Raw genomic sequence first — 15,134 nt, forward strand, 5'->3', positions numbered from 1 at the left:
AGGTGGGTAAGGGCAGCCCGATTATCCTCCCGGTAAATTCGGCTGGCGGCGCGTCAGCGTGCACCTGCATCAAGGTATCCAGCAGCGTTTGACTGGCGAGGGAGAAGAGCGCCGCTCTTGGCCCCCGCCAGTTCAGCGTGAAGCGGCAACTGTTCGCTTGCGGCCAGTACGCCCTCGAACCTGTCCCGGTGCAACATGTGGTAAATATGCACGCGTTTTTGCGGGCAACCATCAGCGTTAATGCCTAACCCTGCGGCATGCCCGCGAAGAAACCAACGCGGTGGATGGCACCGGCTCTGCCGGTGTTCGCTGGTAAAACCGTTCCCACAGGTGCGTGTTGCCTGCATCATCTGTGACAACAGTGAGGCTTTTCCGGGTGCCCTTCATAGCGGTCATGGTGCCGCACCCAGTCCATGGTCCCACCTTCGTTGCGCCCCAGTGGCGCAATGTCGAGGAAGTTGTAGGTGTTGACCAGTATGTCCAGCCCGCGGGCGTAGGTTGAGTAGGTGTGGTAGACGCTGCCGTCGGCTTCGCGGAAAAATGCACTCAAGCCGGGCAGCTCGCTTTCATTGCCCTCATACGGCTCATAGTTGTACTGCCGCTGGCCTTCACGGCCGACACTGACGCCAAAGTCCTCGTTGAAGTCGCTGCCATTCGACGAATACCACGGGAACTGCCAGCCCATGCGCTGGCGAAATGCCTGGAATTCGGCATACGGCGCCCGAGACACCGCCACCAGCGACACATCGTGGTGTGCCAGGTGCAGGTTGGCGCCGTCAAAGTGATCGGCCAGAAAAGAGCAGCCGGGGCAGCCCTCGCTCCAGCCCTCGGCGAACATGAAGTGGTAAAGCAGCAACTGGCTGCGGCCTGCGAACAGGTCGGCCAGGCTCAACGCGCCGTCTGGCCCGAAGAAGCGGTAATCCTGCTCGACCTTTACCCAAGGCAAGGCGCGACGGGCTGCAGCTAGCGCGTCGCGGTGGTGGGTAAACGCTTTTTCGTGCAGCCACAGTTGCTGGCGAGCCGCCAGCCACTGGCTGCGGGAAACCACCGGGTGCCTGCTTGCGCTGGTGCTCATGGTGCTGTCTCCTCGCTGGGGATTCACACCTTGGTCGAGTACGACCGGGTCGAATCGACAGGCACCGGTGGCCGGGCGATGAGCGGTACCGGCTCAGCCCGAATGGGCGATATGCCCCTCGGCCAGTTCATCGGCGCCGTCATCCTCGCCAGGCAGGGCGGTGATTACGCTGAAGTCGCTGACTTCTACCTTGCCGCCGCCATAGCCCAGCAAATGGAAGGAAAACGCCTTGCGCTCGGTCGGGTTGTCGAAGCTGAACTCCATCTCCAGGGGCGCGTCGGCGGTGACCTTCACCTCTTCTGGCAGGCCCAGCGGCACGTCTTGTTCCAACTGCTTGGCCTTGAGCCGGATATAGGCCACACGTTTGGGGTCCAGCGAGCGTACCTTGACCCGCACGCGGGTGTGCGAGCCTTCAGGCATTTCCAGGTACTGGGCGCCAATCAGGTTGTCGGCCCAGTCATCGTGAATGCGCTTGCGCAACTTGATCGGTGAAGGGCCGCCGAACTGGTAACGCAGGTTGAGCGGGGTTTGCAGCAAGGATTGGTCGAGCACCCCGGCCAGGGCGCTGATCTGCTGGCCCAGCAGTCTGTCGGCCGGACCGAGGTAGCGGGCCTGGTCGGCGATGAAGCCTTCACTGGCATAACGCCGGCAGCGCTGCTGGAAGTCACATTCGGTGAACAGGCCCTGGCCGTTGTGGTAGCGCAGCATGCCGTTGGTGTAAGAGATCATCTCTCGGCCGCTGTCGTAGTCGCGGTACAACGAGCGGCCGCCAAGCGCGACAGGAATGGGCAGTGCGAAGTAGTCGAGCAGCGAGGCGGCCAGGTCGATGTGACCGTAAGTACCGCGCTTGATGGTTGGCAGTTGGGCCTGCTCTGGCGCCAGGGTAAGGTTGAAGCCCCAGGACGAGGCCAGGCGCACGCCATCGATGCCGTGGGACTCGTCGGAAGTCAGCACCACCAGTGTGTCCTTGAGGACGCCCTGGCGCTCGAGATTGTCTAGAAATGCCCCGACCGCGTCATCCAGGTAGGCGACCGCTGCCTGTTTCGGTGTGTCGTAGCGCTTGAGGTACTCGGCCGGCGCCGAATAGGGCTGGTGGGTGCCCACGGTGAGCAGCGTCAGCATCCATGGCTTGTCCTGCTTCTGCAACTGGCCCACATAGCCCAGGGCGCCTTCGAAGAAGGCGCGGTCATCCTTGCCCCATGGGAAGTCCAGGTAGTTCTTGTTGCTGAACCACTCCTGACCATGCACCGAATCGAAACCGATGTGCGGCATGATGCGGTCTTTGGCCATGAAGCGCAGGCCCGCGCCTTGCAGGTAGTGGGTGGTGAAACCGGCCTGGCGCAATTGTGCCGGCAGACAGGCCTGGTTGCGTTCGTTCTGGGTCAGCAGTTCCACGCCCTTGGGCGTGCCATTGGCCAGCTTGTCGTAATCGCCGCACAGCATCGCATACAGGCCACGGATGGTCTGGTGGGTGTGCAGCACGTAGTCTGGGGTGTTCATGCCGCGCTCGGCCCACTTGCTGAGCCTGGGCATCAAGTCCTCATTGAAACGACTGTTCAGCGCCTGGCGGTTAGGCCGCAGGTAGGCGCCGGGGATGCCTTCCATGGTAATCACCAGCAAGTTGCGGGCGCTTCCCGGGCCGGCAAGCAGCCTTTGCCCATGCAGGTCGGATTGAGTCAGGCCGCTGCTGGCGAGCGGGGTGAAGGTTTGTGTGCGGCCCATCCAGCCTTCGACCTGGCGTTGCAGGTTACCGACCCCGGCAGACATCAACTGGTGGGGGAGGTTGTATTGCCGCCACTGGTCGGCATCGGAAGGTAGCAACTGCTGGCTGCCCCAATGCGCGCCAAACAGCAGTACGGGTATGGCCCAGGCCGTGCGCGGCAGTGGCTGGCTGGCCTGTGCACGGCTGCGCCACGCACAGGCCAGCCAAGCCAGCAAGCCGCCACCCAGGGCCCAGGGCAGCCAGGCATGGGCCAGGCCGCCACCGGTTGAATTCTCCATGAATTGCGGGTCGAACAGGTAGTTCAGGTCGGCGCTGGTGGGCAGTCGGCCCACTGCGCTTACCAGTTCGGCCGAGGCCACCCACAGCGCCGCCCAGGCCAGCAGCACGGGCAGCGCAAGCCACCACGGCCTGCGGTGTAGCAGCACGATCAACAGGCTGCCAAGGGCGAGGTCGGACAGGTAACCGAACGGGTTGGACCAACCCAGCATGGCGCGCGTACCCAGTGGGATCACCAACACCAGGGCCGCCAAAGCGGCAAACCGGGTGCGTGGGTGGTCGGACAGGTTCTTCACAAAAACTTCCCTTTTGCCATTAAATCGTCATGCATCTGTGCTTGATGATAACAGGCCAGGGCAGGGAAGGCGGTCGATTACAAGGTTGGTAACCAAAGCCGGGGTTGTTCGCACAGCCCCGGCCGATGGCAACTATCAGAAGTAATAAGGGAATTTCAGGCTGAAGGAAAAGTCAGGTGCATCATCGGTCAGACCAATGGACAGGTTGGGTACGATGGTCAGGTTGTTGGTGGCGGCGAAGGTCATGCCAATGTTGAAGTTGGCGGCGTTGTAGTCACTGTTGGAAATCGATTGCCAGTCGCCGCCATCAGGTTTGATCTTGCTCTTGCGGGCGAACTGGTCGGACACCGAGAACGACATGCTCATCTTTTCGTTCAGGGCAAAGGCGATGCCGCCGCCGATCTGCCATGAGTCGCCGAGCTTGACGTCACCCGGCACCTTGCTGTTCACCTGTGGACTGATGTCGCTGAACGAGTCTTGCATGTTGTAGGTGTAGGACAGGCTGCCGAACAGCACAGCCGGGTCGAAGGTCTTGACCAGTGAGATGCCCGGTGTGATCGACCATACACCGTTGCCCGTCGGTAGGCTTTCCGGTACCGCGAGGTTGTTGTTGCCGTCCACTTCGCGCAGTTTGATGCCATAGGGGTCCTTGCCGGTCGGTGCCTTTACTCGCAGGGTAGCCACAGCGTCCGGCCAGGTTTCGTCCTCGTCGAGGAATTTATAGGCCACTCCGACGTTGATATCGCCGATTTCCGGGTCGCGGGTCACGGTGGCATCGGAAGTGGTTGCCCCGGCCCCCCCTGCACCGCCAGACGAATAGGTGGACTCGCGGTAGACCACGGGGACGTTGATATCGAACTGCCAGCGCTGCGCCAGGTTATAGCGCGCGGTCATGTCCAGGGTCCAGTTGTCAGCCTTGATCCGGTCGAGGTTGATGCTGCCGAGGAAGATCGAGTCCAGTGCCAGGAAGCCATTGAGGGTCAGCGCACGGGTATCGTAATGGGTATAGGTGAGGCCGGTTTCGAAGCTGAACTTGCCCCCGCCAAAGAATCCGCTGGCTTCGTCATACAGGTTGGTAACGCTTTGCGCCGGCTGGGAGTCGGCCGTCAGCGCCTGGCCGTAGGAGCTACCTGTAGTGCCCGGAGCCCCAGAAGCGACGGTTTGCGCACCTTTTACCCCCTCGGCGGGAGACCTGACCAGGCGTCTGGGCGGCGCTGCAGCAGGGGTCTCCTCGACCTGGCGCACACGTTGCTCCAGCACCATCAGTGCCTGTTGTTGTGCCTCATAGCGGCGTTTGAGTTCAATCAGTTCCTGTTTCAGCGCTTCGACCTGTGGGTCGGCGGCTGCGTAAAGTGCTGTGGCTGGGGCCAAGGCAGTCAAGCACACAAAAGCTCTGAGCGTAAAAGATCGGTACATGGAGTTGCCGTCCCTTCCAACTACTTTCGATGAGACTGAGCGTAGATCAGTATCCGAAGGTGCGAAGACCTTTGAGCTGGTCGAGGCTACCGCTGAGCGAAGCCGCTGTAGGCACGCTCTCACGCATGACAACGTTCAGGCTGGTGACGTTGTTGACCAGGTTACCGTTGCCGAGCAGCGTCGAGTTCTGCAGCAAGCCACCCTGGGCCAGGCGTTGCACGCTGCTGCCCTGGTTGTTGCTGGCATTGATGTTGAGCTGCACGCCCACACCGCTGGAAGACACACTGAGTGCGCCGGCGCCATTCTCCCCGACCAGAGTCTGGCCGGCGGCCAGTACCTGGCCGTGCTGTTGTACGGCGGGGGCGTGGTTGGCTTTGGTCACGTTGATATCGACGTTGTTGTAAGCGGCGTTGTTGTCACCGGCTGCACGCACCACCTGGGTCACACCTTCGGTGGTGGTCAGGCCGTTGCCGCCCGTTACCACGCCAGTCCCGGCAGCAGAAGCGCTGTTCGGTGCCGTACCTGCGCCTTTTTTATCAATCATCGATACATAGAACTGGGGCTTGATGGTCGATTGCTGAACCTGCAGCGTGGACGTTGCCCCGATCACATCCCCTTTGGCATTTTGCCAGGTGCTGGACATGATGATACCGAAGCTCACGATTCGTCCGGGCATCACATAGCGGCCCCGCAGGTTCGCCAGCTCCTGGTCCTTCAGTTCGATGGGTTTGAATGCCTCTGCGTGACTGGGCAGGCTGGCTGCCAGACAGGCCATGGCCAACCACAATGAAGTCTTCATGAAATGCTCCCTGGAGCATCATGCTCCTTGTCATTAGAACAGTCGTTAGAAGAAGTCGCTTCTGATGAAGCCGAAGTCCAGCAACTCTGAGTCCTGCACGGGGGTGAAGTTGTTCACCCGGCCCTTGGCGGTCAGTGGCATGGGCGGGTCGAGCAGGATGTTGTTCTTGTCGTAACCCTGGCCGATCACCGCGAAGATGATGCCGTTCCAGCCCTTGAGGAAATCATCGACCTTGTATCGTTTGTGGCCCAGCACCGGATCACCGATGTACACCCAGCCTTTGTCGACTTTCTGCATGACCACGAAGTGCTTGTAGCCGCGCACATCCATCAATACCACGACGGGAATGCGCACGCTGTGCAGGGTTTCGGGCGCCACCCGGTAACCGCGGGCACGCATCCCCAGGCTTTCGACGTAGTGCTTCATGTCGAGCATCGAGAAGCCTTGCGTGCGCACAAGGTCCTGGTCGGCGTGGGCCAGCATGCCTTCGATGATCTGATGTTCGTCCACATCCAGCCAGTAGGCCTGGCGCAGGATGGTTGCCAGCGCGGCGGCGCCGCAGCTGAAGTCGGTCTTTTGTTGCACCAGGTCAGCGAACTTGCGTTCACGCAAGCTCTGGATCGGTTTGAACACCACGGCGCCGCCCGGCAGGACGGACAGGGGCATTTGTGCAGCTTCGCTCACGCTGGCCAGGCACAGCAAAAACGCCAAGGCGAAAATACGCATGATCGGGTGCCTTACGGTGTGTTGAAGAAAGGCCCCCCGAAGGGGGCCTCAAGCACAGCGGTCAGAACGAGGTGTTGGAGATGGCCAGCGAGTTGCTTTGCTGGTTGCCCACACCGGCTGCTACGTTCACGCCCAGGTTACCGCTGCCACCATTCACCGAACCGCTAAGGGTTGCAGTGTTGGTAACTGGGTTGGCCCAGCCGGTCGGGGTCAGCACTTGGAAGGACACAGTATTGCTCAAGTCGTAAGCGCTGCTTTCGCTGTAGCTCTTCGAAACGTCGTTCGAGGATTGTTTCGATTGCTCGCCAGACTTCGAGAAATCGGACGCTGAAGCATTCTCGTACGAAGAGTCGTGAGACTTGGAATACGAAGAGTCTTTCGACTTGTCATACGCCGATTGATGCGACTTGTCGTAGTTGGAGTCGAATGCTTTCTCGAACGACGAGTCGTATGCACTTTCGTGCGACTTGTCGACCGATGCATCCAGCGACGCACTCAGCGAACCATCGAAGGAGTTGGTGTGGCTGCGCTCGTAACGGCCATAGTCGGTGGTATGGGTACTCGTGGCGTTGGCTGCAGCGTCCAGCGAAGCTGACAGGCTGGCGCTGCTCGACGCGCTGTGGCTGCCGCTGGCAGAGCCACTGGCACCCCAGCCGCTCGAGCCACTTGCGCTCGAGTTGTGGGAGCCGCTGGCGTTGCTGGATTGCGAGCCGCTGGAGTTCCAGCCACTGGAGCCGCTGGAGCTGGCGCTATGCGCACCGGCAAGGCGGAAGCTCGAGGACGAGCTGCGGTCGTCGGACGAGTTGAACGAGCCATCACGCGAGCTTGAACCGCTGGCCGACTTGGTGATGGTAATCGTATCCACACGGTAGGTGCGGTCAGCGCTGTTGTTTACAATCAGGCCTGGGCCGTCCTGATTGGCCGAAGCGGTGGCGGTGGCGTTACCCAACGGGGCGCCGGTGTTGGCGATGGCCATGGTGTTTTTCTGCTGGTTGAGGTCGCCACCGGCAATGTTGATGCCAATGTTGCCCTCAGCCCCGCTGGCTGAACCGCTCATCACAGCCGAAGACTGGGTCGAATAGTTGTCGACCCGGTTGTTTCTGCTGGTTTGCACAACGTCAGCCGTGGCACTGGCCATGCCGAACACGAAGCTGTTGTCCAGGCTCGAGTCGGAGCCTGCGTTGGCAATGGCGGCGGCGTTATCTTGCTGGTTGCCGTTACCGGCCGCCACGTTTATGCCAACGTTGCCGCTGGAGCCGGTGCCAGAGTCACTCATCTCGGCATCGTTGATGGTGCCTTGGTTGGTGATGCGGTTACGCGTGCTGGTCTGGGTATCCCAGGCATTGGCCGTTGCATACACAGGGATCTTGGTGGGTGGAGGCGTGTGATGACCATTGTTATGGTGGCCGTTATGGTGGTCATTACGCCGATCATTTTGCCCAGCTTGTACAGCAACAGCCATGACCGCAGCAATTGCGAAAACCAGAGGCTTGATTGCCATCGAGGGTTTCATGGTGATTCTCCGTACGCTATTAGGTTAAGTGTCGTTCTTAACTGCAGGGTCAATCCGCGACCCGGATGCTCAAGGTGTTGGCCATTCGGTTTCCCACCCCGGCACTCTGGTTCAACTGGATCACCCCCCGGCTACCGGTGAAGGCCTGGTCACTGGTGGTGACCTGGCGATAGCCTGCTGGAATGTCAGTTGCTCCGGAGTTGTTGATCAGCGCCACGTTCTGTTGCATGAGGACGCTGTCGTCGATGCTTTGCGGCTGCGCACCAATGCTGATGTTCAGTGCGTTGGCTTGCTGGGTGTTGGCGCCTGCACTCTGGTTGACCCCCAGGGCGCCGCTGCCGTTGCTGAACGCGGTGCCCTGGATGGTCGAGCGGGCGTCCATTGCGGGGTCGGCGGGCGTGTTGAGCCGTTGCCGGATCTGGGTACTTGCATGGGCTTCGGGGCCGACGGCGATGGCACGCGCATTGACCTGCTGCTGTTTGTCGCCAGCGGCCTGGTTGACAGAGAGGTTGCCCTGATAGCGGCTGCCGGAGCTGTCGATATAGGCGTTATTGATGACGGGAACCAGGGATTGCGCGAAGGCCGGTGCAGTGCAAAGGGCGGCCAGCATCAGCAATGTGCGCTTCATCTCACTTGCCCCCGCCGGTCAGAATCTGCAGCGGCGCGAGGCCACGCTGCACGCTTGAGTTGACCATGTTCGAGATACCGTTACCCGACCCCGTACCGCGTCCGCCCGCCAAGTTGGGAAGCTGGTTCTGGTTGCCGAGGTTGCCACCCAGGTTGTTGGTCTGCTGGGTGATCATGTTGCTGATGCCTGCGCCACTGCTGACGCTGGCGAAGTCGCCATCACTCAGCTCGCTGGTTTGCTTGAGCACGTAGGCCGACGGGTTGGCATTGACGGTGGTAGGGCTTGGGTCTGGGATCAGGGGGGGAATGGTTGCGTTGCGCACCTGCACATCGCGCTTGATGATGATGATCCCCTTGTCCGCCTGAGCCGTCAGGCTTAGTGACCCCAGTACACAACCCACCAGTAATAGGTGATAGAGGCGTTTGTCACTTTTCCTCACGGCGGCAACTCCTTCTTTGGCCCTGGTCAGCAATGCGAACGACAGAGCAGAAGGTGTGCCGCTTTTTAGAATCCTTTTCAGGTCAGATAGTTAGGGCAAGAGGCTGACAAAATACGGCGCTTGCATGTCTCATTAGTGAAACAGCCTGCCTTGAGCGTTGCCGGCAAAGGCAGCAGCGGCCTTGATTGGAAGGGTTTTTGCAAGTGTGTTTCACGCGCTTGACACTGGCCCTGGGCGGGGGGGGAACCCCGCAATTTCGGGGGGTTTGCCCCAGCGGTATGTATCAGTGGTTTAACACTCGGTCGGGAAGGCTGGCGCATCGCCACCAAGCAGCGTAGCAACCGCTTGCAAGGCCAGCAATTGGCGCTGCGGCCAATTGCCATTAAGGATTTGGCGCGGCTGGTTATGCCGCTTCAGCCAGGCCAGGCTGTCGTCGAAAAAGCGTTGACGATCGCTGAGGTCGGGTTGGCAACGCTGGCCATCGGCAATCCAGTCCACCCCTTGCGGGCTGAGCAACAGGTGCAGGTCATAACGCCGTGCCAGCAGGGCTTCTTCCAGCCAGGTTGGGCAGTCGTCGAACAGCGCGCGGCTCCAAAGCATGTTGCTCAGCAGGTGGGTGTCGAGAATTAGCAGCGGTGGCGCCTGCTCGCGCGCACGGTCCTCCCATGCCAATTGCCCGCGGGCGATGGCGGGAATATCGGCATAGCAGGTGTCACGGCATTGCTGGTCGATGAAGTGGCGCACGTACTCGCCCACCACCACGCCACCAAAATGTGCCTGGATCACCCCGCTAAGCCAGCTTTTGCCACTGGATTCCGGGCCGCACAGTACCAGCACTTTCATGGCTTGTTGCGTACTCATGGCTGTACCAGCGCCGGGTCGCGGCGCCATTCCAGCCAGCCGCGTACAGCAATCAAGGTGAGCACGGCAAAGAAGCCTGCGGTGAAATACAGCTGCTGATGCAGGTATTGGCCCACATAGATGATGTCGACCACGACCCACAGTGGCCAGCACTGCAGGCGTTTCTGTGCCATCCACAGTTGCGCCACCAGGCTGAAGCCGGTCAGGGTGGCGTCCAGCCAGGGCAGGGCGGCATCGGTCCAGTTGGCCATGGCTGCGCCCAGGGCGGCGCTCAGCAGCACCCCGGCGGTCAGGCCGGTGAACAATGCCGGGCGTTGCAGGCGGGAGACCTGGCGGGCGTCTTCAGCGTGGTCGGGGCGTTTCCACTGCCACCAGCCGTACAGTTGCAGGATGGCGTAGGCCACTTGCAGCAACATGCCCGAATACAGCTTTACCTCGTAGAACAGCCAACCATAGATCAGCACCATGACCAGGCCGATAGGCCAGCACCAGGCGTTCTGCTTGACCGTGAGCCAGACAGCGGTTACGCCGAGGACGGCGGCAATGAGTTCAAGGCCGGACATCGGCGATCCTTGGAGGCTACGGGGGAGGGGCGCGATTGTAGCGGGTCGGCCGCGGAAGGTGTAGGGCGCAGCGGCGGGATGCCCCCTGGTAGGAGCGGGTTCACCCGCGAACACCGGCAGCGCCGGTGCCGCCCACCGCGTTGCTTCCTTCGCGGGCATGCCCGCTCCCACAGGCGCAGCGCAGGCCTCAAGGTCACTCGATACCTGCAGGAGCAGGCATGCCCGCTCCCAACAAGGGCTTGTTCTCAGACCCGGAACTGGCGCAACAACTGCTCCAGTTCCACGCTCAACTGCCCCAGCGCCACCCCGGCATCGCTGGACTGGCGCGCCGCATCGGCGGTCTGCTGCGACAACCCGGCGGTATCCAGTACATTGCGGTTGATCTCTTCGACCACATGCGACTGCTGCAAGGTGGCGCTGGCGATGGAGGCATTCAATGCGGTGAGGTTGTTAAGTACCTGGTTGATGGCGTCCAGGCTGGCGCCGGCCTCGCGTGCCTGTTCGACGGTCTGGCGCGATGCCTCGCTGCTGGTATCGATGGCCTTGACCGCAGCGTCCGACTGGCTCTGCAGGTGCTCGATCATGGTATGAATCTCGGCCGTCGATTGGGCTGTACGCTGGGCCAGCAGTCGCACTTCGTCGGCGACTACGGCAAAGCCTCGGCCTTGCTCGCCGGCCCGCGCCGCCTCGATGGCGGCATTCAGCGCCAGCAGGTTGGTCTGTTCGGCAATGGAACGAATCACGTCCAGCACGCCGCCAATGCGTGTGCTGTGCCCGGCCAGGTCGCGAATCACCTGTACGGCCTGATCGATGGTCAGCGACAGGCGGTCGATCTGCGCCAGGCTGCCGTGGATGGCCTGCTGGCCGTGGGTCACTTGTTGTTGTGCCGTGCGCATCTCTCCGGCGGCCTGTTCAGCGGTCTTGGCCACGTCCTGCACGGCGTAGGTCACCTCATTGACTGCAGTGGCCACCTGGTCCATCTGTAGCGATTGCTGGGCACTGCGCTGTTGTGCGGCACCCGCATTGTCACCGACGTGCCCGGCGGACTGGGCCAGCGCGTGGGCCGCGCCTTGCAGTTGGCCGACTACGCCTTGGAGTTTTCCGTTGAAACGGTTGAAGTGCTCGCCCAGGTGGGTGATTTCGTCGCTGCCATGGGTGTCCAGGCGCCGGGTCAGGTCGCTTTCGCCGCTGGCGATGTTGCCCATGGCCTGCACCGCTTCCTGCAGCGGGCGGGCGATGCTGCGGGCAATCAGCATGACCACCAGCGCCATCAGCAGGGCAATGCCGACGCCGACCAGCGAAGCGTCGCGCAACTGGCGAGCAAATTCGGCCTGCACATCATCCACATACACGCCCGAACCGATGATCCAGCCCCACGGCTTGAACAGCTGAATATAGGAAGTCTTGGCTACCGGCTCACTGGCGCCGGGCTTGGGCCAGCGATAGTTGACGGGGCCGGCGTCCTGCTGACGGGCGAGGGCGACCATTTCGTTGAACACGGCGAAACCATCGGGATCGCGGATGGCTGAAAGGTCCTGGCCGTCGAGCTTGGGGTTGGCCGGATGCATGATCATCTTCGGCCCCAGGTCGTTGATCCAGAAATAGTCGTCATGGTCGTAGCGCAGCGCGCGCACGACCTGCAGTGCCTGTTGCTGGGCGGCTTCGCGGCTGAGCGTGCCGGCAGCTTCCAGGCCTTGGTAATAGGCCAACACACCTGCGGCGGTCTGCACCACATGGCGGGTTTTCTCCGCCTTGGCCTGGTACAGGTCACCATGGATCTGCCGCAGCATCAGCAGGCCCAGTACCACCAGCATGGCTACCGCTACTACAAGGATCAGCCACAGGCGCCGACTGATTGACATCGATCTCAGAGTGTTCATCCATCAGCTCCCGCATTGTTCTTTTTATTGAGGTGCATCGAAGCATGCTTTGCAGCGAGCCCCCACCCGACTAATGGCTAAGTGCTATGTTGGTGATAGTCTGCCGCAGGTCGCGTAAAGCGATTGCAAAGGGGCTCTGTCAGGATTTCGGCCGCGCAAGATGAAACCTTTAACAGGCGTGAACTTTTCCACTGGCGTTGCGCCCAACAGTCGCTGTAAAACAGCCGGGCCATGTACGGCAATCTCAAGCAAATCAAGAACAAGGGGCCTGCAACAAGCAGCGCTTCATCCGGGGGAATGATGGATTTTTGGACTGCCTTCCAGGCAATCATCTTAGGCGTGGTCGAAGGGCTGACGGAGTTTCTGCCGATCTCCAGTACGGGCCATCAGATTATCGTCGCCGACCTGATCGGTTTTGGCGGCGAACGGGCCATGGCTTTTAATATCATCATTCAGTTGGCGGCGATCCTGGCGGTGGTGTGGGAGTTTCGCAGCAAGATTTTCGAAGTGGTCTTCGGCCTGACCCACCAGCCCAAGGCGCGCCGCTTCACGGGCAACCTGCTGTTGGCGTTCATGCCGGCGGTGGTACTGGGTGTGCTTTTTGCTGACCTTATTCACGAATACCTGTTCAACCCCGTCACCGTGGCGGCGGCACTGGTGGTGGGTGGCGTCATCATGCTCTGGGCCGAGCGCCGTGAGCACCGCGTGCAGGTAGACCATGTGGACGACATGCGCTGGAGCCATGCGCTGAAAATCGGCTTCGTCCAGTGCCTGGCGATGATCCCGGGCACGTCGCGCTCCGGTTCGACCATTATCGGTGGCCTGCTGTTCGGCCTGTCGCGCAAGGCAGCGACCGAGTTCTCGTTCTTCCTGGCAATGCCGACCATGGTCGGTGCGGCGGTGTATTCGGGCTACAAGTACCGCGACCTGTTCCAGCCCGGCGATCTGCCGGTGTTTGCGATCGGCTTCGTGACCTCGTTCATCTTCGCCATGATCGCCGTACGGGCGTTGCTCAAGTTCATTGCCAACCATAGCTACGCGGCATTTGCCTGGTATCGCATTGTGTTCGGCTTGCTCATTCTGGCGACCTGGCAGTTTGGTTGGGTTGACTGGTCCACAGCTCATGGCTGAGGCAATGCGCGGGCAACGGGCTGAAGGCGTGCGCAATGTGCGCCTGAAGCTGCTGCTGTTGGGCGTGCTTTGCCTGTTGCCCGGTTGGGGGGCGGCGCGCATGGCCTGGAACGATCAGACCTGGTGGCCGTTGGCGTTGTACCCGGCCATGAGCCTGATCAGCCTGTTGCTGTATTGGCAGGACAAGCAGCAGGCACGTACGCAGGCCTGGCGTACATCCGAGAAAGTGCTGCATGCCAGTGAGCTGCTCGGTGGTTGGCCGGGGGCGTTATTGGCGCAGCAACTGTTTCGGCACAAGACCCGCAAGGTCTCGTTCCAGTTGGTGTGCTGGGGGATTGTGCTGGTGCATCAGGTGTTCTGGGCAGACTGGCTGTTTCTTGAGGGGCGTTATCTGCCCTTTGGTTGATGTGCAGTTGTGCCGGCCTCTTCGCGGGTAATGCCGCGAAAGGGCCGGTACAGCCAGATCACATGACCAACCCCGTCTGCAATCGCTTGGGCAACCGACGCACTACCAGCTGGTGCGAGTGCTGCAACAGGTCACACAGTTCATCACGCCCCATGGGGTAGGGCGGCGCCATGCTGACCCATCGCGCCCGCGCCAGGTAGGGTGCCGGCCGTATCCCGGGGCGATCGCAATAACCCAGAAACAGCTCGTCGGCCACCTTGAACGACAACCCGGCACTCGCCAGGTCGAGCACCGCGAACATCTTGTTTTCTGCCACCGAAAACACTCGGATGCCGCCCCATTTGTAGTCTTCCCGCGCACCCGGCAGGCTCAGGCAAAATGCCGCCACCTGGGCTTCGCTCATTTTCCGTTCAGACATACCGCTCTCCACAAGCCTCGAATGACGCCGCCAGGTGATCGATCCACACCCGGACCGCAGGCAGTAGGCCCCGCCGGTGTGGGTAAACCGCCTGCAGGTAGCCACCCGGCAGCGACCAGTCTGGCAGCAAGCGCACCAGTTCGCCGCGTTCCAGTTCCTCTTCACAAAACATGCTGGGCAGCGCAGTGAACCCCAGACCGGCACGTACAGCTGCATTACGTACTACGAAATCATCGATCGCCAAGCGCGGCTCCAGCGCTATTTCCTGCTGCTTGCCATGGGGGCCGATCAAGCGAAAGTGTACCAGTCGGTCTGCTTCGGCTGCGCCCAGCACTGGCAATGATGCCAACTCGCCCGGTTCGCGAATGTGGTCGGCAAAGCCGGGCGCGGCCACCAGTTGCATCTGTGCCTGGCGCAGGCGGCGGGTAACCAGGGCCGGGTCTTCGTCGCCCAGGTCGCGTACGCGCAACGCTACGTCAATGCCTTCGGAAATCAGGTCGACCCGGCGGTTGAGCAATACCATGTCCAGTTGCACCAGCGGGTACTGCTCAAGAAAGCGGCTGATCACATCCGGCAGGAAGGCGTGTGCCAGTGCCACCGGGCAGGAAACCCGTAAACGCCCGCGCGGCTCACTGCTCATGCTGGCCACGGTTTCGTCGGCGGCTTCGGCCTCCAGCAGCATGGCCTGACAATGATGCAAGTAACGTTCACCTACTGCGGTGAGCTTGAGTTGCCGTGTGGTGCGCTGCAACAGACGTGTGCCAAGGCGCTCTTCAAGCTCGGCGATACGCCGCGACAGGCGCGACTTGGGGATACCCAGCTGGCGCCCGGCGGCGGCGAATCCGCCGGCTTCGACGACGCGCGCGAAATAGAAGAGGTCGTTGAGGTCTTGCATGGGAATGTCTCACTGTTCCATCTGTGGGACAAACTAACGCATTTTCGCTTACTTATCAGCTATTGGTCACTTCGGTAGGATCTACCCCA

The 15,134-nt window shown here is 61.2% G+C and carries 15 protein-coding genes and 1 pseudogene; 2 read left to right on the forward strand and 14 right to left on the reverse strand.

Annotated features, from left to right (window positions below):
• Positions 1-346: 346 nt before the first annotated feature.
• The 12 genes and pseudogenes from ACE4QZ_RS11810 to mcpP all read right to left on the reverse strand — a co-directional run.
• Complete coding sequence (locus tag ACE4QZ_RS11810) at positions 347-1,075, reverse strand: DUF899 domain-containing protein (protein ID WP_021782344.1); 729 nt, start codon at positions 1,073-1,075, stop codon at positions 347-349.
• Positions 1,076-1,168: 93 nt separating this feature from the next.
• Complete coding sequence (locus ACE4QZ_RS11815; RefSeq protein WP_279934763.1) at positions 1,169-3,370, reverse strand: LTA synthase family protein; 2,202 nt, start codon at positions 3,368-3,370, stop codon at positions 1,169-1,171.
• Between the two features lie 135 nt (positions 3,371-3,505).
• The gene (locus ACE4QZ_RS11820; protein WP_028697226.1) at positions 3,506-4,786 is read right to left on the reverse strand and encodes a hypothetical protein; all 1,281 of its coding nucleotides are present in this window, start codon (positions 4,784-4,786) and stop codon (positions 3,506-3,508) included.
• A 46-nt stretch (positions 4,787-4,832) separates the two neighbouring features.
• Positions 4,833-5,585, reverse strand: a complete 753-nt coding sequence (locus ACE4QZ_RS11825) for a hypothetical protein (RefSeq protein ID WP_021782346.1) — start codon at positions 5,583-5,585, stop codon at positions 4,833-4,835.
• Between the two features lie 45 nt (positions 5,586-5,630).
• The gene (locus tag ACE4QZ_RS11830) at positions 5,631-6,311 is read right to left on the reverse strand and encodes a C39 family peptidase (RefSeq protein ID WP_021782347.1); all 681 of its coding nucleotides are present in this window, start codon (positions 6,309-6,311) and stop codon (positions 5,631-5,633) included.
• 61 nt (positions 6,312-6,372) lie between these two features.
• On the reverse strand, positions 6,373-7,824 hold the full coding sequence (locus ACE4QZ_RS11835) for a heme utilization protein (RefSeq protein ID WP_103444515.1): 1,452 nt from the start codon (positions 7,822-7,824) through the stop codon (positions 6,373-6,375).
• Between the two features lie 49 nt (positions 7,825-7,873).
• Positions 7,874-8,452, reverse strand: a complete 579-nt coding sequence (locus tag ACE4QZ_RS11840; RefSeq protein WP_103444514.1) for an adhesin — start codon at positions 8,450-8,452, stop codon at positions 7,874-7,876.
• A 1-nt stretch (position 8,453) separates the two neighbouring features.
• Positions 8,454-8,891 carry a hypothetical protein gene (locus ACE4QZ_RS11845; protein WP_021782350.1) on the reverse strand — a complete coding sequence of 146 codons (438 nt, stop codon included), beginning with the start codon at positions 8,889-8,891 and terminating at the stop codon, positions 8,454-8,456.
• Between the two features lie 291 nt (positions 8,892-9,182).
• The gene (locus ACE4QZ_RS11850; RefSeq protein ID WP_021782351.1) at positions 9,183-9,752 is read right to left on the reverse strand and encodes an AAA family ATPase; all 570 of its coding nucleotides are present in this window, start codon (positions 9,750-9,752) and stop codon (positions 9,183-9,185) included.
• Positions 9,749-10,315 carry a nicotinamide riboside transporter PnuC gene (pnuC, locus tag ACE4QZ_RS11855; protein WP_021782352.1) on the reverse strand — a complete coding sequence of 189 codons (567 nt, stop codon included), beginning with the start codon at positions 10,313-10,315 and terminating at the stop codon, positions 9,749-9,751. The genes ACE4QZ_RS11850 and pnuC overlap by 4 nt, the downstream gene beginning before the upstream one ends.
• Positions 10,316-10,560: 245 nt before the next feature.
• Entirely contained in the window at positions 10,561-11,295 is a 735-nt protein-coding gene (locus ACE4QZ_RS11860; protein ID WP_407726699.1) for a methyl-accepting chemotaxis protein, read from the reverse strand.
• A 186-nt stretch (positions 11,296-11,481) separates the two neighbouring features.
• Positions 11,482-12,195, reverse strand: a pseudogene (mcpP, locus tag ACE4QZ_RS11865) (methyl-accepting chemotaxis protein McpP); the annotation flags it as partial.
• Between the two features lie 300 nt (positions 12,196-12,495).
• Here mcpP and ACE4QZ_RS11870 point away from each other — a divergent pair.
• Together ACE4QZ_RS11870 and ACE4QZ_RS11875 are read left to right on the forward strand one after the other, a co-directional pair.
• Positions 12,496-13,326 (forward strand): undecaprenyl-diphosphate phosphatase, encoded by an 831-nt coding sequence (locus ACE4QZ_RS11870; RefSeq protein WP_028697222.1) that lies wholly within the window; start codon positions 12,496-12,498, stop codon positions 13,324-13,326.
• On the forward strand, positions 13,319-13,732 hold the full coding sequence (locus tag ACE4QZ_RS11875) for a DUF1294 domain-containing protein (RefSeq protein WP_279934761.1): 414 nt from the start codon (positions 13,319-13,321) through the stop codon (positions 13,730-13,732). The genes ACE4QZ_RS11870 and ACE4QZ_RS11875 overlap by 8 nt, the downstream gene beginning before the upstream one ends.
• Before the next feature lie 58 nt (positions 13,733-13,790).
• On the opposite strand, the gene ACE4QZ_RS11880 is transcribed toward ACE4QZ_RS11875, so the two are convergent.
• Both ACE4QZ_RS11880 and ACE4QZ_RS11885 read right to left on the reverse strand, forming a co-directional pair.
• Positions 13,791-14,150: an MmcQ/YjbR family DNA-binding protein gene (locus ACE4QZ_RS11880; protein ID WP_084850763.1), complete on the reverse strand. Its 360-nt coding sequence runs from the start codon at positions 14,148-14,150 to the stop codon at positions 13,791-13,793.
• Positions 14,143-15,045 carry a LysR substrate-binding domain-containing protein gene (locus ACE4QZ_RS11885; RefSeq protein WP_021782357.1) on the reverse strand — a complete coding sequence of 301 codons (903 nt, stop codon included), beginning with the start codon at positions 15,043-15,045 and terminating at the stop codon, positions 14,143-14,145. Before ACE4QZ_RS11885 ends, ACE4QZ_RS11880 begins: the two co-directional genes overlap by 8 nt.
• Positions 15,046-15,134 lie beyond the last annotated feature (89 nt).

The organism is Pseudomonas sp. DCA-1, from assembly GCF_046523955.1.
Lineage (GTDB): Bacteria > Pseudomonadota > Gammaproteobacteria > Pseudomonadales > Pseudomonadaceae > Aquipseudomonas > Aquipseudomonas putida_Y.